Origin of the sequence: Sphingobium sp. B12D2B (genome assembly GCF_025961775.1) — a bacterium.
Taxonomy (GTDB): Bacteria; Pseudomonadota; Alphaproteobacteria; order Sphingomonadales; family Sphingomonadaceae; genus Sphingobium.
This window is the reverse complement of sequence record NZ_JAOQOH010000001.1, coordinates 3,272,822-3,293,650: the sequence shown is the minus strand read 5'-3', so window position 1 is coordinate 3,293,650 and position 20,829 is coordinate 3,272,822. Positions and strand designations below refer to the sequence as shown.

Genomic DNA, 20,829 nt, shown 5'->3' with positions numbered 1-20,829 from the left:
TCGAAGGATCGAGCATGGATTATCGGCAACTAGGGCGCTCGGGTTTGCGCGTGTCGGCCCTGAGTTTCGGCGCCGGGACGTTCGGCGGCAAGGGGCCGTTGTTCAGCGCCTGGGGACAGAGCGACGCTGCCGAAGCGCGGCGGCTGGTCGATATCTGTCTCGATGCGGGCGTGACCCTGTTCGACACCGCCGACGTCTATTCGAACGGCGCGTCGGAAGAGGTGCTGGGGTCTGCAATCAAGGGGCGGCGCGATGCCGTGATGATCTCCACCAAGACCGGCCTGCCGATGGGCGAAGGGCCGCAGGATTGGGGCGCCTCACGGGCACGGCTGATCCGCGCAGTGGAGGATGCGTTGCGGCGTCTGGGCACGGATTATATCGACTTGCTGCAACTCCATGCGCTCGATGCGTCCACCCCGGCGGAAGAGGTCATGAGCACGCTCGATCGGCTGATTGCGGCGGGCAAGCTGCGCTATGCCGGTGTCTCCAACTATCCTGGCTGGCAGGTGATGAAGGCGCAGGCCGCGGCGGACCGCCATAGCTGGCCGCGCCTTGTCGCCCATCAGGTCTATTATTCGCTGATCGGTCGCGCCTATGAGTGGGATCTGATGCCGCTCGCCGCCGACCAGGGCATCGGCGCGCTGGTGTGGAGCCCGCTCGGCTGGGGACGGCTGACCGGGAAGATCGGGCGCGGCCGACCGATCCCCCCGGGCAGTCGCCTGAATGAGACAGAGCAATTCGCGCCGCCGGTTGCGGAGGACCATCTCTATCGCGTGATCGACGCGCTGGAGGCGGTCGCAGCCGAAACCGGCAGATCAGTACCGCAGGTCGCGATCAACTGGCTGCTGGGCCGACCGACCGTCTCCTCCGTCATCATCGGTGCCCGGAATGAGGCCCAGTTGCGTGAAAATCTGGGCGCGGTCGGCTGGGCTCTGACGCCCGAACAGATTGCCGCGCTGGATGCGGCCAGCGCCGTCATGCCGCCCTATCCGCATACGCCCTACCGCCAGCAGGACGGCTTTGCCCTGCTCAATCCCCCCATGGTCTGACGGGAGTGAACCCTTTGAAACTGAATCCCGGCATCATCGCACTGGCGATCGGCGCGTTCGGCATCGGTGTGACCGAGTTTGCACCCATGGGTCTGCTCCCGGTCATCGCCGGCGATCTTGGCGTGTCGATCCCGACCGCCGGCCTGCTCATCAGCGCCTATGCGTTCGGCGTGATGCTGGGTGCGCCATTGATGACCCTGACCACTGGCCGGGTGCCGCGCCGCACGCTGCTCATTGCGCTCGCCGGCATCTTCACGCTCGGCAACCTGTTGGCTGCGATCTCGACCGGATACGGGATGCTGCTGGCGGCGCGGCTCGTCACCTCGCTCAACCACGGCGCGTTCTTCGGCGTCGGGGCGATCGTGGCCGCGAGCCTCGTGCCGCCCGAGCGCAAGGCTGGTGCGGTCGCGGCGATGTTCATGGGGCTGACCATCGCCAATGTCGTCGGCGTCCCGCTCGCGACCTGGGCGGGCGAGCATCTGGGTTGGCGGATGTCGTTCTGGGGGATCGCCGGACTGGGCGTCGCCACCATCGCCGCGCTGCGGCTGACCCTGCCGATCTTGCCTGCGCCCCAAGGCGGCAATGCCATTGCCGAGCTGCGCGTGCTGAAGCGCGGCCCGGTGCTCGCCGCACTGGCGCTGACCGTGATCGGATCGAGCGCCATGTTCACCGTGTTCACCTATATCGCGCCCATCCTGCGTGCAGAAACGCATGCGTCGCTCGGCTTCGTGACGGCGATGCTGGTGACCTATGGCGTCGGACTCACGGTGGGCAACTGGCTGGGCGGCATCTTCGCGGATCGCTCGGTCGATCGCACATTGATGGTGACGCTCGCCGGGCTGGCGCTGGTGCTGGTTGCGTTCGCGGTCCTGATGCCCTTCGCTGCGCCAACCGCGATCCTGATCTTTCTCTGGGGCGTTGCAAGTTTCGCGCTCGTCCCGCCGCTTCAGGTGCGGGTGATGGCTGCCGCAGCGGATGCGCCCAATCTGGCGTCGGCCGTCAACATCGGCGCCTTCAATCTCGGCAACGCGATCGGCGCCGCCATCGGTGGCGGTGTGATCGCTGCGGGACTTGGCTATCGCGCTGTCGCCCTGGCAGGGGCCGGCGCCGCAGTCATCGGCCTGATCGCCGTCGTGGCCGCGGTGTGGACATCGCAGGCCCCCCAACGTCAGGAACCGAAAATTTGCGATGCTTGAACGGTGTTGAGACGCAACCACCTCTCTGCCACGGAACGGTCATTCCGGCAGAGCACTTGCTTATCGCCGGTCCTCTATTCATGCTTCGAGGACGATCATGTGATGGAGCGGCCGATGGCAGGGCATCGTATCTATTCAGTCAGTGTCGCAAGCGTCTATCCTCTCTATGTCGCCAAGGCAGCCAAGAAAGGGCGCACAAAGGAAGAGGTGGACGAGATCTTGCGCTGGCTGACGGGGCACAGCCAAGAGTCCCTCGATAGCGTGCTGGCCGCCGGCACCTCATTCGAGGACTTCTTTGCAAGCGCCCCCTGCATGAATCCCGCGCGTTCCCTGATCACCGGCGTAGTCTGCGGGGTGCGCGTCGAGACGATCGAGGAAGGCACCATGCGCGAAATCCGCTATCTCGATAAACTGATCGACGAACTCGCGAAGGGCAGGGGCATGGAAAAAATCCTGCGCGGATAGAATGATGGAGAAAGCCGCACCGTTGAACGCGCGCGGAACTGGCTCCTGCGGCCTCCGTTTCCAAAACAGAAACGGAGAAGACACATGGAAGAACACAACCCTCGACAAAAGCCGGAACGGGATCGGTCCATGCCGGACGGCAGACCCGAGCCGTCCAACCGCTCGGTCGTCCCGAACACCGATAAGCCACAAGGTCGCGAGCGCGATTATATTGAGGATGGCCAGCGAAAGGCCGAGCGCGACGAAAAGCAGATGCGGGATGCAGGCTTTGGCTCCGAAATAGGGGCCGAATAACCTAGCAGCACTTGCCTCCGCCAGCGCCTCCATAGCGCGCCTGCTCACGGTTGCGGAAAAACTCGGTCCGCGTCATCGGTACCGCCTGGGGATGGTGACGCGCCATATGGGCCAGATAGGCCTCATAAGGCGGTTGCCCGACCATCAGGCGCGCGGTGGCGCGCAGCCGATGCCACAGGCCGCTCATTCCGCCGGCACCATCTGGGCCGGGGCTTCATGCGCCGTCGGAGCGGGATTGCGCAGGCTCGCCAGGCATGTCCGGATGGTGAAGAAGAGCAGCGAGAGCACCACGGCGACAAAGAGCGCACAGAGACCGGCATCGATCCGATCATTGAAGATAATCGCGTTCATCTCCGCCATGGATTTCGCCGGGGCCAGAACTTCGCCCCGCGCGGCAGCGTCCGAGAAGCGCCGGGCATGCGCGAGGAAGCCGACGGCCGGATCGCTCGACAGGAGCTTGAGCGCGCCGGCGCTCAGCGTGCAGACCAGCAGCCAGAGGGTGGGCACCACCGTCACCCAGGCGAACTGGTGCTGCTTCATCCGGAAGAGAACCACCGTGGAGAGCATCAGTGCGACGGCCGCGAGCATCTGGTTCGAGATGCCAAACACCGGCCAGAGCGTGTTCACGCCGCCAAGCGGATCGGTGACGCCCTGATAGAGGAAGAAGCCCCAGCTGGCCACGCACAGACCGGTCGCGATCACCCCTGGCAGCAGGGCGTTGCCCGCGCGGAATGAGGGGACGGCAAGGCCGATCAGATCCTGCAGCATGAAGCGGCCGGCGCGCGTCCCGGCATCGACGGCCGTCAGGATGAACAGCGCCTCGAACAGGATGGCGAAATGATACCAGAAGGCCTTCATCGCTGGCCCGCCGACGACATGGCTGAAAATCTCGGCCATGGCGACGGCGAGGGTCGGCGCGCCACCGGTTCGCGAGACGATGCTGTGCTCACCGACATCGCGGGCGGTCTGGGCCAATGTGTCGGCTGACACGGGGAAGCCCATCGCGGTGACCGCGGCCGCTGCGCTCGCGGGATCGCCGCCGGTGATCGCGGCCGGACTGTTCATCGCGAAATAGATGCCGGGATCGAGGATCGAGGCGCCGACCAGCGCCATGATCGCCACGAACGCTTCCATCAGCATCGCGCCATAGCCGATGAAGGGCGCATCGGTTTCGGCCGCGATGAGCTTGGGCGTCGTGCCGCTGGAGATGAGCGCATGGAAGCCCGAGACGGCGCCGCAGGCGATGGTGATGAACAGGAAGGGGAAGAGGCCACCCGACCAGACCGGACCGCCCCCGCCGACGAACTGGGTCAGCGCCGGCATCCGCAGCGGCGGGGCCATGACGACGATGCCGATAGCCAGCGCGGCGATTGCGCCGATCTTGAGAAAGGTCGACAGATAATCGCGCGGCGCCAGCAGCAGCCACACCGGCAGGATGGAGGCGACGGCGCCATAGCCGATGAGGATCCAGCAGAGCTGCGTGGGCGTGAAGGTGAAGATCGGTCCCCAGACGGGGGAAGCGGCGACCGATTGCCCGTACATGATGGCGAGCATCAGCCCCACGAAGCCGAGCAGCGAAACCTCGCCAATGCGGCCGGGGCGGATCCAGCGTGTGTAGATGCCCATCAAGAGGGCGAGGGGAATGGTGGCGGCGACGGTGAACATGCCCCATGGACTCTCGGCCAGTGCGCGCACGACGATGAGGGCGAGCACCGCGAGGATGATGACCATGATCAGAAAGGCGCCGGCCAGCGCGATCGTGCCGGCGACCGGCCCCATCTCCATACGGACCAGTTCACCGAGCGATTTGCCGTCGCGCCGCATCGAGATGAACAGCACCATGAAATCCTGGACCGCGCCGGCCAGCACGACGCCGAAGATGATCCACAGCGTGCCGGGCAGATAGCCCATCTGCGCCGCGAGCACCGGGCCGACCAGCGGGCCGGCGCCGGCAATGGCCGCAAAATGATGGCCGAACAGGATGCGGCGATCGGTGGGCACATAATCCAGCCCGTCGCCCCGATACTGGGCCGGCGTGGCACGAGCAGGATCGAGCCGCATGACGTGCCGGGCGATGTAGAGCGCATAATAACGATAGGCGACGAGGAAGATGCTGACCGCGGCGATCACAATCCACAGCGCGTTGACCGCCTCGCCGCGTGCCGTGGCGACGATGCCGAGACAGACGGCGCCGATGATCGCGAGGATGATCCAGAAAATATGCTTCACCATGTCCGCCCCTAAACATTCCATCCTGGATTCGCCGCAATGCCCACTGCGCGCATGAGCTGTCGTAGGCGTCACGTACACGCTTTCCAAGCCGGTCCCGCAAGCTTGCGCGAGGGTGACCGCGTAAAGCCTGGCGCGTGATGCGAAAACCTCCGCCGCTGCTCACGTCGGCGAGCACGTTATGCCTGCTGCCCATCTCGATAACGGGGCATCGCTCTCGCCACCTCCAGCGGCGCGCAAATCATCCTTATGCGTGAAGAGCTCATTCCGAAAAACACGGTTACGTCGTGGCGTCTGGGTGGTAAGGGACGGATGATGCGCAAGCTTCTCCCTTTGCTCGCCTGCCTGATGCTGGTGCTGTCCGGCTTCGCTGGCATAGCGCACGCTGCTGAAGCGGTGGGTGGGAGCGTGCTTGGCGCCGAACTTGCGGTCCACGCACCGGGTGACGGTGACGAGGTGCCCGCCGACAGCGACAATGGACTGCCGCATCATCATAATCCCTGTCACGGACATCATGTCGGGACGCCTGCAACGATCATCGGGGCACAGGCGAGCCTGGTGACGAACGATCCCGAGCGGCGCCATTTGCGCGCGCCGCTGCCGGATGCCCGCGGCGGCGTCTTGCCACGGCCGCCCCAAGCCTGACGGTTTCGCCGGCCGGCGCATGCCGGCCTGACGATCAGCTGTCAGGAAGAATCACTCATGAAGAAATTGCTCGCGGCGATGCTCGCCGCAGCGTCCTGTGCCTCGACGGCGCAGGCGCAACAGGGGCGCGTATCGGCCGATGCTGCGGCGTCGATCCTCACGCTTGAACAGGCAATAGCCGCGGCGGGCGGCGCTGCACCGTCAACCGACGCTGCCAAAGCCGCTATCGAAGCCGCCCGCGCCAACCGCATGGTTGCGGGCCTGCGTCCCAACCCCTTGGCGCAGGCGCAGGTCGAGAATGTCGTCGGCACCGGACTATATAGGGGGCTCCAGAGCGCGGAGACGACGATGGGCGTGACATTGCCCATCGAACTCGGCGGCAAGCGCAACGCGCGCGTTGCTGTCGCCACCGCGCAACTTTCACGTGCGGAATTGGAGGCAGCAGTCGTCGCGGCCGATGTCCGCCTTCAGGTCACGTCGCTCTATGTCGAGGCGATCGCGGCGGAAAGACGGCTCGCAACCGCCCATGACCAGCTCAGGATCGCGAACGATGCCCTGCAAGCGGCACGGGTGCGCGTGCAAGCCGGCCGTGCTTCACCGCTTGAAGAGCAGCGTGCGGATCTCGCCAGGATCAACGCGGCGGCGAGCCTGGAACGCGCGGCCCGGCTTGCGGATGTCGCCCGGCTGAACCTCGCACGACGGCTTGGCGGTTCGATTGATGGTGCGCTGGACATCGGGCTGCTGGACCAAATTCCGACAGCATCCTATGGCCCGACGATCGCGCCGTCAGCGTCCGGCACGCTCACGCTTGCGGCAGCCGACGCCGATCTTGCCGTCGCCGATGCCGGCATCCGTCTGGCGCGCGCCAATCGTGTGCCCGATCTTAATATCGGGCCGGCGCTCCGGCGTCTGGAAGCGACCAACGACACCGCCGCGGCTTTCGCCATCTCGATTGCAATCCCGCTGTTCAACAACGGGCGGGCGGCGGTGGCGCAGGCTAGTGCCGAGCGCACAAGGGCTGAGGCGCGGCGGCGCATGACGGCACTCGATGTCGATCAGGCGATTGCCGAAGCGCAAGCTGAAGCAGCCAACGCCGAAACGACCGCACGCGCGGCCGCCGGCCCGGCGCTTGCGGCCGCGCAGGAGGCGGCCCGTATCGCACGGATCGGCTATCGCGAGGGCAAGTTCAGCCAGCTCGATTTGCTCGACGCCGAGCGCACGCTCGCGGACACCCGCGTCGCTGCGATCGATGCCCTCGCCAATTATCACAATGCCCGTGCGCGGCTGGAGCGGCTGACCGCTCCCGCGCCTCAAGGGGGAAACCAGTCATGAAGAAAATCAAGCTTGCGGGCGCATTCTCGCTCGCGTTCATATTGGCTGCCTGCGGTGACGGCGCTTCGACGAACGAGACCGCGCCCGAGCAACCCAAGGAAACCGGCCATGCGGTTGAAGGCGTCATCACGCTCTCGACCGAACAGATCGCGGCGGCAGGCGTGCAGGTTGCCGGTCCGCTGATCGGCGGCGCCGGCACGATCGAACTGCCCGCGACGATCGATGGCGATCCGCAGGCGACACAGGTCGTCTCGGCGGCGATCGCGGGTCGTGTCGTCGCGCTTAACCGCAATCTCGGCGAAAGCGTTGCCCGCGGGCAGACGCTTGCGGTGATCGAGAGCCGCGAGGCGGCGCAGCTCAAGGGGGCGGTCGAGGCGGCCCGGGCACGGCTCGCCCTCGCCAATTCCAATCTCGCGCGCGAGCAAAGGCTGTTTTCTCAGCGCGTTTCACCTGAGCAGGATCTGATCGCGGCGCGAACCGCGGCAACCGAGGCGCGGATCGCACTCACTCAGGCGCAAAGCCAGGTTTCGGCAACTGGGGGCGGTGGGGGCGGGCTCAATCGCCTCGGCATCGTTGCCCCCCTCTCGGGCCAGGTGATCGCGCGACCTGTCGTGCTCGGTCAAACAGTTGCGGCTGACGCCGAGCTGTTCCGGGTCGCCAATCTGTCGAAGGTGTCGCTAACGCTCAGCCTCAAGCCCGAGGATGCGGGCCGCGTCCGTCCCGGTGCGCCCGTGACGGTCACCGCAGCAGGACGCTCGGCAATCGGGCAGATCAGCTTCGTGTCGCCAGCGCTCGATCCACAGACCAGGCTGGTGCCGGCGATCGCATCGCTCGACGATGGCGGCGGCGTCTGGCGCGTTGGCCAGGCGGTTACTGCGTCGGTGCAACTGGCTGGCGGCGGCGACGGTCCCGCCTCTGTGCGCGTGCCCTTGACGGCCGTTCAAACGGTCGAGGGGAAAACGGTTGTGTTCGTGCGGACGGCCACAGGCTTCAGGGTCACGCCGGTCCAGCTTGGCGATCCCGCCGGCGACACCGTGCTGATCCGCTCCGGGCTTTCAGGCCGTGAGCGGATCGCCACCACCGGAAGTTTCACGCTCAAGGCCGAACTCGGCAAGAGCGAAGCAAGCCATGAGGACTGAACCATGATCGCCCGCATCGTCACATGGGCGGTGGAGCAGCGATGGCTTGTCCTCGCTCTCACCGCCGTCGCCGCCGTCATAGGCGCCTTTTCTTTGTCCCGCCTGCCGATCGACGCCGTGCCGGACATCACCAACAATCAGGTGCAGATCAACGTCCGTGCGCCCGCGCTCTCGCCTGAACTGGTCGAGAAGCAGGTGTCGTTTCCGATCGAAACGGCGCTCGCCGGTATTCCGGGTCTTGAGTACACCCGTTCGCTGAGCCGCAATGGCTTTGCCCAGGTCACGGCCGTGTTCACCGACGCAACCGACATCTATTTCGCGCGTCAACAGGTCGGCGAACGCCTTGAAAGCGTGAAAGAGAGCCTGCCCGGCGGCGTCAGCCCTGAAATGGGGCCGATCGCGACGGGGCTTGGCGAGGTTTATATGTGGACCGTCCGGCTCGACCATCGGGCGGACGACAAGCATCGGCCCGGCGAGCCTGGCCAGCAGCCAGACGGCAGCTACATCACGCCCGAAGGGCAACGGCTGACGAGCGAGGCCGATAAGGCCACCTATCTGCGCACCACGCAGGACTGGATCGTCACGCCGCTCCTCAAGAACGTGCCCGGCGTCGCCGGCATCGATTCGATCGGCGGCTACGCCAAACAATATCTCGTCGTGCCCAATGTCCAGAAACTGGCATCAATGGGGCTAACCCTGACCGACCTCGGCACGGCGCTCGAGCGCAACAACTCCAGCGTCGGGGGCGGGTTCGTCAATCGCGGGGGCGAAGGTCTCGCGGTCATATCGGACGCGCTGATCCGCAACGAAGCGGAATTGGCGCGGACAGTCATCGCCACCCGCGAAGGCGTGCCGATCACGCTTGATCAGGTCGCCACGGTGCAGACCGGACAGGCGGTTCGGATGGGATCAGCCTCGGAGAACGGCACCGAAGTGGTGGTTGGCACGGCGATCATGCGGATCGGTGAAAACAGTCGCACCGTGGCGACCGCGGTTGCCGACAGGCTGCAGGAGATCAACGCATCCCTGCCCCCCGACGTCGTCATTCAGCCGGTGCTGGATCGGACGGTCCTCGTGAACTCAACGATCAAGACGGTCGCAAAGAATCTCAGCGAAGGCGCGCTTCTGGTCATCGTCATCCTGTTCCTGTTGCTCGGCAACTTCCGGGCGGCCCTGATCGCAGCGCTGGTCATCCCGATCACGATGGTGCTGACCGGTTTCGGAATGCTGCGCGTCGGCGTCTCAGCCAATCTGATGAGCCTTGGCGCGCTCGACTTCGGCCTTATCGTCGATGGCGCCGTCATCATCGTTGAGAATGCGCTCAGGCGTATTGCCGAACAACAGCATCATGAGGGGCGCCTGCTCACAGTGCAGGAGCGGCTCGGCAATGTTGCGAGCGCCGCGCGCGAAATGATCCGTCCCTCTGTGTACGGTCAGGCGATCATCATTCTGGTCTACGTGCCACTGCTCACGCTCACCGGGGTGGAAGGCAAGACCTTCGTGCCGATGGCGCTCACGGTCATCATCGCGCTCGCCTTCGCCTTCATCCTGTCGTTGACCTTCGTGCCGGCGATGATCGCGATCTGGCTTTCCAAGAAGGTTGAGGAAAAGGATGGCCGGATCATCTCCTGGTTGAAGGCGCGGTACGAACCGGGCCTCGATCGGGCGATGAAGATGCCTTCGTTCACCATCGGAGCGGCGCTTGGAAGCCTTGCGATCGCGGCGGCGGCATTCCTCTCGTTGGGGCAGGTGTTCCTGCCGCAGCTCGATGAAGGCGACATCCTGATCCAGGCCCTGCGGATCCCTGCGACATCGGTCCAGCAAAGCCAGGCGATGCAGGCGCCGCTCGAGCAGATGATGTCGCGTCAAAAGGAGGTGAAGTTCGTCTTCTCCAAGACAGGCACGGCGGAACTGGCATCCGACCCGATGCCGCCCAATGCCACGGACATGTTCGTGATCCTCAAGCCACAAGACGAGTGGCCCGATCCCCGCGTGACCAAGGCGGAACTCGTGGAGCGTCTGGAAGGCGAGTTGGGGAAGATTCCCGGAAACGCCTATGAGATCACTCAGCCCATCCAGATGCGCTTTAACGAGCTGATTGCCGGCGTCCGCGGCGATGTCGCGGTCAAGGTTTTCGGTGACGATTTCGCATCGATGAACCGGGTAGCCGAGCAGGTCGCTTCGGTTCTGCGGAGGACGGAAGGCGCGACCGACGTAAAGGTCGAGCAGACAACGGGCCTGCCGATGCTCGACATCCGCGTCAATCGCGATGCGATGGCGCGGCTCGGCGTGACGGCGCAGGACGTGCAGGACACCATCACCGCCACGATCGGCGGCCGCACGTCAGGCATGATCTTCGAGGGTGATCGACGCTTCCCGGTGGTCATCCGCCTTTCCGAGGCCCAACGTGCCGACCTTGGCGCACTGGCCCAGATTCAGGTGCCGGTCGCTGGGGGCGCCTATGTCCCCCTGTCGAGTGTGGCGACGATTGCGGTGGTCGACGGGCCAAACCAGATCAGCCGCGAGAACGGCAAACGCCGCGTCGTTGTCCAGGCCAACGTCCGGGGCCGCGATGTGGGCAGTGTCGTTGCAGACGCTCAGGCAGCGATTGCGAACGAGGTGCGCTTGCCTGCGGGCAGTTATCTCGAGTGGGGCGGGCAGTTCGAGAATCTCGCTTCGGCAAGCGAGCGGCTGAAACTTGTCGTGCCGGGCTGCTTCGTCATCATCCTGTTGCTGCTCTACGGTGCGCTCGGCAATGTTCGGGACGCGGCGATCGTGTTTACCGGCGTGCCCTTCGCGCTCGTCGGCGGCGTGTTGCTGCTCTTCCTGCGCGGGATGGACTTCTCGATCTCGGCGGCGGTGGGGTTCATCGCGCTGTCGGGAATCGCGGTGTTGAACGGGCTGGTCATGGTCAGCTGCATTCAGGATCTGATCGGCAAGGGCATGAGCCGCGCCGAGGCAGCACGAACAGGCGCGATCCAACGCCTGCGGCCGGTCGCCATGACTGCGCTGGTCGCAAGCCTGGGCTTTGTGCCCATGGCGTTTGCCAGCGGCTCCGGAGCCGAGGTCCAGAAGCCGCTGGCGACCGTGGTGATCGGCGGCCTGACATCCGCAACGCTGCTGACACTGTTCGTTCTTCCGACACTCTATGCCCGCTTTGGACAACGCGCTGTCCGGCGGCGCGGTCATCCGATGACCTCGGACAAGCGTCACCCGCTCTTGTCAAAGCCGGTTAGTCAGACGCGCGAATGATGTGCATTTGAGGTGGTCCGAATGGTCATGTGACGCGCCGCAAGGAAGAAATGCCAGGCGGGCCACACCATCGCTGCGAGGCATCCCATGATCACCCATTGCGTGGCCTGGGATGTCGCGGAGCGGCATGCGCTGGCCAGTTCCGGGCCGCTCCCGGCGGCGGCCGCACCGCCGGGGCACGCGCTCGAAAAACCACCTTGCTCAAGGACGCTGAAGAGATGAGCTGCCAGCAGATCGATCCCCATGCCGGCAAGCAGTGGACCAAAACCCATCGCGATCAGACTGAGGCAGAAGCTCGCGATGACCGATGCAGTCGCCCGGCCGTTCGGCCCGACCGTACTGTGCAGCATGGCGTAGGAAGGCGCGAGATAGGTCGAGTTGACGACGGATGCGAGAAACAGGATCGCCGCGAGGCCCTGCCAGCTGCTTTGCGCATAAGCCGCGACATATAATGGCGCGCTGAGCGCAACGCCGATGGCAGGCACCCACATGATCCAGCGGTCGTCAAAGCGGGATGCCCAATGGACGATGAGCCCGCCTCCCAGTGTCGATATGGCCGATCCGAGCATGAAGGTCAGCGCGATGATCACGCCCAGTTCCGTGTAGCCCAGGTCGAAGCGGCGGATCATATAGGGGCCCATGAAGGTGACATTGGGCGCGCCGACCAGTCCCGCAGCCGTCAGAGCAATGATCACATTCCGAGCAATGGGCGATTTCCATAGCGCCATCGCAACTTCGATCAGGGACCCGGCGCTGGGCAACGTCCGCGCGGATGCCCGCTCAAAGCGGCCCCGTTCGGGCTCCTTGATAACCATCCAGGTCAGCAAGGCTACCAGCAGGCCGGGCAGACCCACGATCAGCATCGCGCTGCGCCATCCCCAATGGTCCATGACGAAGCCACCGATCACGACGCCGGCAAACCCGCCCAGCGGCAGGCCCAGCCCGAAGATCGACATCGCGCGCGTTCGCGCCTCCGGCGGAAAGAGATCACTGATCAACGAGTGTGAAGCGGGCAGGCAAGCCGCTTCACCGACACCGACACCGGCTCTGAACAGGCAAAGCTGCACGAAACTTGTCGCGAGGCCGCACAGCGCGGTCATGATCGACCAGAAGGCCACGCAGAGGGACAGGATCAACGTCCGGTTTCCCCGGTCGGACAGGCGCGCCATCGGAAATCCGACGACGACATACAGGAGACTGAAGGCAAAGCCGGTGAGCAGGCCAAGCTGCCAGTCCGCGAGGCGCAACTCTTCCTTGATCGGCTGGGCGAGGATCGAGAGGATGAACCGATCGAGATTGTTGAGCAGATAGACGAGCAGCAGGATGGAGAGCGCGATCCATGAGGCACGCGTGACATCTGGGCGGCTGGCCCCCCCCTTCAGATCGACCGCCTCATCCACCGCTAATTCGGCTGGCCTGCCAGAGTTCATTGCCTCGTCCCAACCCTTATCCCGATATCCGCCATGCCGATGTGTCGCTCAGGCCTTTGGGGGCACACCCTCCATATGGTCCGTTTCCCCATCAAGCTTGCCGAGCGCTTTGCGGGAAAAGGCGATGATGTCACCATAACGCTGCTCCTGCACCTTGTTGACCCATTCGGGGTCGCTGATCTGCCCGCGCCCGACAGCGACGAGGTCGAAGTCGCCCCGCTGCAGACCCTGGTCTAGAAGGGTGATGCTCGCCTGTGCATCGGATTGCGATTCCAGGCCCTGAGCCGTTTCCATGATGTCGGTGCTCAGGCCGACGCTGCCCACGGCGATTACCGGGAGTCCGCTCAGTTGCCTGACCCAAGCGGCCAGCGTCTTGTCGCTCTCCGGCCAGGCAGCCTCCCAGAAACGTCGCGTCGACACGTGGAGAATATCGACTCCTGAGTCCCGCAGCAGCGAGACGAATAACGCCAGCTCCTCTGGCGTCTCGGCGATCCGCGCCTTGAGATCGATCTCCTTCCACTGGGAAAAGCGAAAGGAGATGATAAAATCTTCCCCGCAGGCTGCACGTACGCTTCGCGCAATTTCGGCAGGATAGCGCGCCCGCTCGGGCAGCGACTGGCCACCATAGCGATCCGAGCGGCGGTTGGTTTGCTCCCACAGAAACTGATCGAGAAAATAGCCGTGCGCGCCGTGCAGTTCTATGCCGTCTGCCCCAGCCTTTTGCGCGAGAAGCGCGGAGCGAACGAAGGACTGTTTGATTTCCTCCAGGTCCTCAAGCGTCGCCGCCCGACCACGCGGTCGGTCCGCCGCCATCAATCCGGATGGGCTGAGTGTCGGCGTGACGACCACCCCGTCTCCCAGATCCTCATCCTTGCGCACTGCGCCCTCATGCCAGAGTTGCAGGAGAATGTGCCCGCCTGCAGCGCGCACTGCCCCAACGCACTGTCGCCAGGCCTCGAACGTGCCTTCGTCCAACCGGCTGAAAACAGCCGACCGTGTCGCGCTGGGGTGATCGACCGCGACCGACTCCGTGATGATAAGGCCCGCGCCACCCTTCACGCGCCGCACGTAGTAATCGGTGAGCGTATCGGTCGGCGCGCCGTCGACGCTCCATCCGCGTTGCATGCCGGGGAGGACGAAGCGATTGGCGAGTTGCCGCCCTTTCAAAGTGAACTGGTCGAAGAGGAGGGAGGACTGATCCGTCATGCGGTTGCGCCTCGCATCGATGATAGCTGGCCTGCCACGATCAGTAGCGCCATTTGACCGTCGCGCCGAAGGTGCGCGGCGGATTGAGCAACACCAAGTCGCCATTTGCGGACGGCTGGAAGGCCGCGATCTGCGCCTTGTCCTCAATGTTCCTGACGAACGCCGAGATCTGCCACGCGCGATTGGGGGTTTCGAAGGTCAAGCTCGCATTGGAGCGCAAATAGCCATCCTGATAGGAGCCGGGGGCGTTGCTGTTGGCCACGAAATGGCCCGTCACATATTTGCTGTCGATGCCGAAGGTCAGGCGGGCGCCGCTGTCGAAATCGAACCGGTGCTCGTAGGCGCCACCTAGCGTGAAATCGGGCGCGGCCTGGATCTGCTTGCCCGACAGGTTGGTCGCGCCAATGATATAGGTATCAAAGCGGGCATGGAGCCAGGTGGCCGCCAGCGACAGGCGACCCGCGGAGGAAACGGCGACCTCGGCCTCCAGCTCGCCGCCGTACATCGATGATTTCTGCGAATTGGTCGTCTGGATGAAGAAGCCGGGAATGGCGGCGTCGCGGATCACCTGCAGCGCCTGGAAATCCTTGTAATCATAATAGAAGACTTCGCCGTTGATCTGGAGGCGGTTGCCGAGCAGGCGGTTCTTCGACCCCAATTGATAGGCAGTAATCGTCTCCGGTCGGTAGGAGCCGGTGAAGCCGGGCAATTGCGGAACCTGATTGATGCCGCCCGATTTGAAGCCGGTGCTGACCGTCGCGTAGACCAGCGACGTCTCGGCCAGATCGAGCTCTGCCCCGGCTTTCCAGGTCCATTTGCGGGTCCGAAAATTCTGCAGGATCGGCAGTTCGGTGGTGGAGGTCGGCGAGATGGTGCGCACCACACCCGTCGCGGACTTCTCCTCGTCGGTATAGCGCAGCCCGCCGATGACCCGCAGCATGGAGGCGAGGGGCACGGTGACTTCGCCGAACACCGCTTTCGAGGTCGTCACCAGATGAGGATCGCTGGAGAAGTAGGGGATTTCGTCCTGATTGAAGGTCTGTGAAGCAGGCCCGGTCTCGCGTGCGTAAAAGCCGCCGAGGAGCCATTTGAAAGGCGACTGGGCAGGCGATGCGAGGCGCAGCTCCTGCGTGAACAATTTGCTGCGCACACCCTGGATAAAACCTGAGGACGACGTGCCGAGCACCTGCGTCTGCCGGGCGAGGAAGTCGTTGTCGCGGTAGCCAGTGAGCGAGGTGAGCGTAGCCCAGGGGAGCGTGAGATCAATCTGATTATAGACCGACCAGCTATCGCTATGATTGAAATCCGCGAGGTTGCGTCCGCTCAGCCCGGTATAGGGGCGGAAAGAGCGGCCGGCGCACAAAGCGCTGGTGGTGTTGGGCGGGCAATAGTCCCAACCCGCGCCATCGTTGCTCAGCTTGGAGCGGTCGGCACTCAGGACGATCCTTAGTTGATCGCTGGGCTGGACCATTAGACGCGCGCGCCCGACCCAATCAGCGGCATTGCTATACCCATCGGGGTAGAAGCCATCGCGCCTGTTTGAGCCGAACGCGAAACGGATCGCGGCCTTTTCACCCACGGGCACGTTCAGCATCGCCTCGGAACCGAAGGTCGCATAATTGCCCGCAGTCAGCGCGATATTTGCCTGCACTTGCCCCAGCACCGGTTCGTTGGTCAGGAAGTTGATCGCGCCGCCATTTGAGTTGCGGCCATAGAGCGTGCCCTGCGGTCCACGCAGAGACTCCACGCGCGCGATGTCGACCAGAACCGGGGGATATGCCTGGGGATGGGCCAGAAAGATGCCATCGACCGTATAGGCTATGGCGGAATCGACACCGGCCTGCGTGCTGAACGTGCCAACACCGCGCACGGTGACGATCGGCGTGCTCGTCGCTGTCTGGAATTCCACAGCGGGCAGCCGGCTCTGCAGGTCCGTCAACCCGGTGATGCCGGCCCGCTCGAGGGCGCCGCCGCCGATCACCGACACGGCAACAGGTGCGTTCTGCAACGTCTCTGCCGTCCGACGCGCAGTGACGACAATGTCCTCGATCGTTGCCGATGGTTCGCTCGGTCCCGTCTGCGCCATCCCCGGCGTCGCCACCAAGGCCGCCAGCACGCAAAAACCGGACAGACTGTCAGAGCCCTTCCACATATCCTCGCCCTCTTCATTTCGTTGTTTTGTGGCGAGCAGGCTTAATTGGCCGCAGCCAGGCCGTCTTTCCGATTTCCGCAGTGGATTTTTGAAATTTGGAAGCGCGGGTCGGTTCTGAGTCTAAGCAATGCGGCCATATCGCAACTGCCGTGGCGAAACCCCGGCATAGGACCGAAAGCTGGTGCTGAACTGACTGCTGCTGTTGAAGCCACACTCCAGCGCAATGTCGGTGATCGATCTATCCTGCCAGGCTGGCGATTTGAGGAGCGCCTCTGCTTGTTGGAGCCGGAAATTCCGGATCATCCGGGCGGGTGACTCTTCAACCTGACAGATGAGGTGCAGGTAACGCGTGGATATCCCGAGCGCGCGCGCAATATCCGCCGCTGAAAAATCGGGATCGCTGAAATTCCGTGTGATGATCTCGCGAACGCGCAGCACATCGGCGCTGCGCTTGTGCAAGCCAGGGCTATGGTCATCGGCTTTGACGGGACGCAGAGTATCAAGGAAGCCGTCCACCAGCTTCGTGCTGATCGAAGGAAACTGCGCCAACCCAATGCATGATCGAAGCGCAAACATGATGTCGCGCGCTGCGAGCCCATTGGCATCGGGCAAGACGGTCGCTGATGTGCTCAGATGAACCGGCTCCGGAACATGGCGCGCGACCATCCAGTGAGGCAGAACGAGCGTAAGATGCCGCGTGTCGCCAAGGCTGATCGTCCTGATTGGATCGTTCGTATTGATGACGACGAGTTTATGTTCCGGGATTTCCTGTATTTGGCCATCGCCTCGGCCGATCCAGGTGGGACGGTTCGCGATGTAGAAGCAGAATTTCGCAGCGCGATTGTCGGAACCGCCGCCGCTTATGACCTCGAAGCGCTCGGGCACCAGCCAGTCAAAGAGCTGGATTTCGCTCTGACTGTTCGTGGTCGCGGCCACGATGACAGGCCGATGTGGCGTCCCGACATATGTCGCCGCCTGATACAAGGCAAAGCCACTGTTCCACGACCGATTGATTGGCGAAACTGAAATGTTCTGTGCCATGATGGTATCAAGATGTCATGCGATGCGCATTCCGCATAGTGTCAATGCGTGGGGTCGCTCTTTGCGTGACCTACCCGGCTTGACTGGTCCCCGGTACATGTGACCCCCAGTGGGCCGGTCATAGGAGAACCCTTGGACAGCGCGCCCGCGGGTTGTCCTCAGTTTTAACAGTTCAACATAGCCGACATTTCACCGCGCGAAACGGCCCGTGAGGACCTGCGCTGGTTCATGAAGCTGGCTTGCGCCATGAGCCTGAGATCGGCGGCGGTTAAAATCGAAGCGCACGCTGTGGGTTGCGGTTGCGAGGCGATCCATCTGAGATCGTTTAGCAAGGATTCTCGGGGTGAATCAGGCTGAATCAATCGCGGTCTGACGCGGCTTCGGCACGAGGTGGGAGACAGATCGCATTCTGCTCGCGCCCCTTGCCTTATCCTTCTGTCTGACGACGCCAGCTCTTCTCTCTAATGAGAGCCGCTCATCAGCATCACACACAATCGGCGTAAAACCGTGCTGCTACATCAGGGTGGGATCTCAAGCGCGCCTTGAGGTGGTTCATGCCGACATCGCGAAAAAGCGGGTTGCTGGGGTCTGAACTCACCCCGCGTTCGACTGCGCGGAGTTCGGGAGGAAGGTCGATTAGGGGGATGCTGCCCTCGTGGCTCGCGCCGAGGAAGAACGGAATGGAATAGCGCGCCGTGCCGGGCTCTGGCGAGGTCGCGCAATGGACGTCCGCGTGGACGAAGCCGTTGGTGGCCAGTTCAAGCAGTTCTCCGGTGTTCACGACGAATGTACCCGGCACGGGCGGCGCATCGATCCACGATCCGTCCTCAAGCTGGACCTGCAGCCCCGGCAACACGTCTTGCAGCAAGATGGTGATCAGCCCGCCATCCTTATGGGCGCCGACGCCCTGTTTCGACGTGGTTTGATCGCGACCGGGATAGCGCACGATTTTGAGATGCTGGCGTGGGCCCGACTTGTACATGGGCGCAAAGGCATCTTCGTCTTGGCCGAGCGCTAGGGCGATCGCGCGGAGGACTTCGATCCCGACCCGCGTCACCTCAGCCTGATAGGCCAGAATGATGCCTCGCATCTCCGGCAGGGCATCGGGCCACTGATTGGGCCCGATGGCGCGATGCCACGCGGGTGTGTCGGGGCCAGTCGGCAGCGGGGCTTCCTCGCGGTCGAAATCCACCTGCTCGCGCCAGTCGGGCTTACCGCCTGTTAGCTCCATGCCGGCCCGGCAATAGCCCCGGAAATGCGGCGATCTGATCATTTCAATGGCGAGCTTGTCTTCCTCCGGCAATGCGAAGAACTGCTTGGAGACGGCGAGGGCTGCGGCGCACAGCGCGGGGTCGACGCCATGACCCTTAAGGTAGAAGAAGCCGAAACGGTGCAGCACACTCCTCAGATGTGCGATCAGCGTCTCACGGCCTCGCGCGCTGCCTTGCAGTCTGGAGATGTCCACGACCGGCAGGGTGTCAGGCAGATCGGCACCCTGTGCGGGTTGATCGTCAACGCCGGCTTTCCCAGCCACAAGATCTGAAAGAACGTCCAACATCATACTCTCCATTTGCGTCGCCAAGCGTGTAGTCATTGTCCAGGCGGGCAATGATCGCGTTGGCTGATCAATGGTGCTGATTTTGAACGACCGTGTCGGTGGGTAAACCACATTTGTTCCCACCGTCATTGGGATAAATCCCACCTTTCGAAAATTATGAATCTATATTTCCGGTGATGGAAATATATTCAGAAATAGAAGAGATTTACATCGGATTTGAGCTGCGTCTGAATCTCTTCAATATGGTGACGGAAGAGATTTGGCGCGAGGTAGATCGCCTTGCCACAAGTCGCGCAGCACAGGTCGCGTTTGGGCGTCTCCAGTGGCTGGTGGGCCACAAGGTCTGGCGTCAGGCTGCAACAGGCGCAGCCGCCGGCACTCGAAAATCTTTCGAGCTGATCAATCATCTCCTGTGTCCAGCGCGCGTGGCAGAATGGGCAGGTCGCGTGATTATCCATATGTCTTCTTTCCATGGCTATCCCAGGTCTGCGCGACGGGAGATGATGTAGGCTTCGTTCTGGAACCACAGCCCGCCATATTTGCGCAGCGTCTGGCGGGTGGCCTCGAGATAGCGATCGCTGTTCATCGCCACGGACAGCCGGTCGTCTTCGATCTGCGCCACGTAGCTGGCGGCATTCCAGGCCGCGAGCAGCGTGGAGGAGCCGATCGACTGATCGATTTCGGTATCCAGCGTCTGGATGCCATAGCGGAACACCGAGCGCTCATCGGATAGATCGTGAAGCTGGAATTTGCGCGCGTCACGGCCGAGTTCGGCCTGGACAGCGGCCATCAGTATCTGCCGCTTGTGGACGAAGGGGGCTTCGTCCGGCCAAATGGTCTGAATCAACTCCATGCCCGGATCGTCACCAAAGGAATGCACGCCCATCAGCTGCCCGCTCAGGCGCAACGCGCGGGCGAGCGGCGCGACGATCTTCTCCGCCTTGAAGGATAGCTCTGCCCGCGCGCTATAGGGTTGGGACAGTAGTACGAAGTCGAAATCGGCACTGGCCCGGCCCCGACGTGGAATGACCGCGTCGAGCGCGAACCGATGGTCGCGGCGGTACAGGATGAGGACGGCGGGGACTTCATGCAGCGGGCGCCCTGTGGCGGCACTGCGGCGCACGCGCCAGTTGCGTTCCAGAAATGGCCGAAGCTCGGCGATCGCCTCCTCGAAATCGCCGGCCGTGGTCCCATCGAGCGGCACTTCTTCCCAGACCATCCGGCTGGCGTCCACAGGATTGCGCGGGTTGAGCCAAGGGGCCTCGGCATAAGGCAGGTTAGTGACGACCAGCACCGTCGCCGGATGCTCCTGAAACCTGTCGGGCATTTTCTCCAGCATCAGTCGCACGTTTTCGAGGCTGATTTCCTTCGCGACGATGTAGAAAGGTAGCCAAGCGTAACGGCGGTGCGCGCCGCGCAGAAGCCGGGTAAGTGCGGTTCCATCGCCGGCGCCCCCATCAAACAAGCGGATCGCGGGCGGACGGGGCTGGGCGAGGGCCAATTGCTGCAACGCGCGGTCGGCGATCACCTGCTTTTCCGATGAGGTGTTCACGAACATCAGATATTTCTGGCGGTTGTCGTAGAAGCGGAAGCTGTGCTCGACGCTCATCCCGGCGCGACCGATAATGGCCGATCGCAACGTCGCTGCCGATGGCCCGCCCTGCTCGGCGATGAAGCGGTGGACCCGTTCTACCGTCTGGAGCGTCACGCGGCCGCCCTGCTGCAGGCGGCTGACGAACTTGCCGTCGTTGACAGCCTGCCGCCCGAATGTCGTCTGGGCGATCTTCAGCCGCTTGCAGGCTTCTTCGACCTGAGCCAGCAGGGTCTCGGCATCGGTCATG

The 20,829-nt window shown here is 63.6% G+C and carries 17 protein-coding genes; 8 read left to right on the top strand and 9 right to left on the bottom strand.

The features are described from left to right. The first annotated feature begins 14 nt into the window (after positions 1 to 14). The 4 genes from M2335_RS15435 to M2335_RS15420 all read left to right on the top strand — a co-directional run bounded on the left by M2335_RS15435 (position 15) and on the right by M2335_RS15420 (position 3,004). Entirely contained in the window at positions 15 to 1,049 is a 1,035-nt protein-coding gene (locus M2335_RS15435) for an aldo/keto reductase (protein WP_264595261.1), read from the top strand. Between the two features lie 14 nt (positions 1,050 to 1,063). Next, a complete protein-coding gene (locus M2335_RS15430; protein ID WP_264576703.1) occupies positions 1,064 to 2,245 on the top strand; it encodes an MFS transporter in 1,182 nt (393 codons plus the stop codon). 114 nt (positions 2,246 to 2,359) lie between these two features. After that, complete coding sequence (locus tag M2335_RS15425) at positions 2,360 to 2,710, top strand: DUF2200 domain-containing protein (protein WP_264576702.1); 351 nt, start codon at positions 2,360 to 2,362, stop codon at positions 2,708 to 2,710. 84 nt (positions 2,711 to 2,794) lie between these two features. Continuing rightward, the gene (locus M2335_RS15420) at positions 2,795 to 3,004 is read left to right on the top strand and encodes a hypothetical protein (RefSeq protein WP_264586416.1); all 210 of its coding nucleotides are present in this window, start codon (positions 2,795 to 2,797) and stop codon (positions 3,002 to 3,004) included. Between the two features lies 1 nt (position 3,005). Here the strand turns inward: M2335_RS15420 and M2335_RS15415 are convergent, their stop codons facing one another. Both M2335_RS15415 and M2335_RS15410 read right to left on the bottom strand, forming a co-directional pair. Beyond that, complete coding sequence (locus tag M2335_RS15415; RefSeq protein WP_181560681.1) at positions 3,006 to 3,191, bottom strand: YbdD/YjiX family protein; 186 nt, start codon at positions 3,189 to 3,191, stop codon at positions 3,006 to 3,008. Further along, positions 3,188 to 5,236 (bottom strand): carbon starvation CstA family protein, encoded by a 2,049-nt coding sequence (locus M2335_RS15410; protein ID WP_264595260.1) that lies wholly within the window; start codon positions 5,234 to 5,236, stop codon positions 3,188 to 3,190. Before M2335_RS15410 ends, M2335_RS15415 begins: the two co-directional genes overlap by 4 nt. Positions 5,237 to 5,548: 312 nt before the next feature. Here M2335_RS15410 and M2335_RS15405 point away from each other — a divergent pair, with 312 nt between their 5' ends. From M2335_RS15405 to M2335_RS15390, 4 genes are read left to right on the top strand one after another with little or no spacing between them, the layout of a single operon-like run. Continuing rightward, on the top strand, positions 5,549 to 5,878 hold the full coding sequence (locus M2335_RS15405; protein WP_264595259.1) for a hypothetical protein: 330 nt from the start codon (positions 5,549 to 5,551) through the stop codon (positions 5,876 to 5,878). A gap of 57 nt (positions 5,879 to 5,935) precedes the next feature. Beyond that, entirely contained in the window at positions 5,936 to 7,210 is a 1,275-nt protein-coding gene (locus M2335_RS15400; RefSeq protein ID WP_264595258.1) for a TolC family protein, read from the top strand. Next, on the top strand, positions 7,207 to 8,349 hold the full coding sequence (locus tag M2335_RS15395; RefSeq protein WP_264595257.1) for an efflux RND transporter periplasmic adaptor subunit: 1,143 nt from the start codon (positions 7,207 to 7,209) through the stop codon (positions 8,347 to 8,349). Before M2335_RS15400 ends, M2335_RS15395 begins: the two co-directional genes overlap by 4 nt. Positions 8,350 to 8,352: 3 nt before the next feature. Then, positions 8,353 to 11,601 (top strand): efflux RND transporter permease subunit, encoded by a 3,249-nt coding sequence (locus tag M2335_RS15390; RefSeq protein ID WP_264595256.1) that lies wholly within the window; start codon positions 8,353 to 8,355, stop codon positions 11,599 to 11,601. On the opposite strand, the gene M2335_RS15385 is transcribed toward M2335_RS15390, so the two are convergent. The 7 genes from M2335_RS15385 to M2335_RS15355 form a co-directional block, all read right to left on the bottom strand. Next, positions 11,586 to 13,031: a spinster family MFS transporter gene (locus tag M2335_RS15385; RefSeq protein WP_264595255.1), complete on the bottom strand. Its 1,446-nt coding sequence runs from the start codon at positions 13,029 to 13,031 to the stop codon at positions 11,586 to 11,588. The two genes, M2335_RS15390 and M2335_RS15385, sit on opposite strands and share 16 nt — an antisense overlap. Before the next feature lie 48 nt (positions 13,032 to 13,079). Then, on the bottom strand, positions 13,080 to 14,237 hold the full coding sequence (locus M2335_RS15380; RefSeq protein ID WP_264595254.1) for a 12-oxophytodienoate reductase: 1,158 nt from the start codon (positions 14,235 to 14,237) through the stop codon (positions 13,080 to 13,082). Between the two features lie 40 nt (positions 14,238 to 14,277). Further along, positions 14,278 to 16,389 carry a TonB-dependent receptor gene (locus M2335_RS15375; RefSeq protein ID WP_264595253.1) on the bottom strand — a complete coding sequence of 704 codons (2,112 nt, stop codon included), beginning with the start codon at positions 16,387 to 16,389 and terminating at the stop codon, positions 14,278 to 14,280. Between the two features lie 120 nt (positions 16,390 to 16,509). Next, on the bottom strand, positions 16,510 to 17,430 hold the full coding sequence (locus tag M2335_RS15370) for a helix-turn-helix transcriptional regulator (RefSeq protein ID WP_264595252.1): 921 nt from the start codon (positions 17,428 to 17,430) through the stop codon (positions 16,510 to 16,512). Between the two features lie 484 nt (positions 17,431 to 17,914). Then, positions 17,915 to 19,117 carry an isopenicillin N synthase family dioxygenase gene (locus tag M2335_RS15365; protein ID WP_264595251.1) on the bottom strand — a complete coding sequence of 401 codons (1,203 nt, stop codon included), beginning with the start codon at positions 19,115 to 19,117 and terminating at the stop codon, positions 17,915 to 17,917. Between the two features lie 59 nt (positions 19,118 to 19,176). After that, the gene (locus M2335_RS15360) at positions 19,177 to 19,446 is read right to left on the bottom strand and encodes a hypothetical protein (protein WP_264595250.1); all 270 of its coding nucleotides are present in this window, start codon (positions 19,444 to 19,446) and stop codon (positions 19,177 to 19,179) included. Positions 19,447 to 19,463: 17 nt separating this feature from the next. After that, positions 19,464 to 20,828, bottom strand: a complete 1,365-nt coding sequence (locus tag M2335_RS15355) for a hypothetical protein (protein WP_264595249.1) — start codon at positions 20,826 to 20,828, stop codon at positions 19,464 to 19,466. Position 20,829 lies beyond the last annotated feature (1 nt).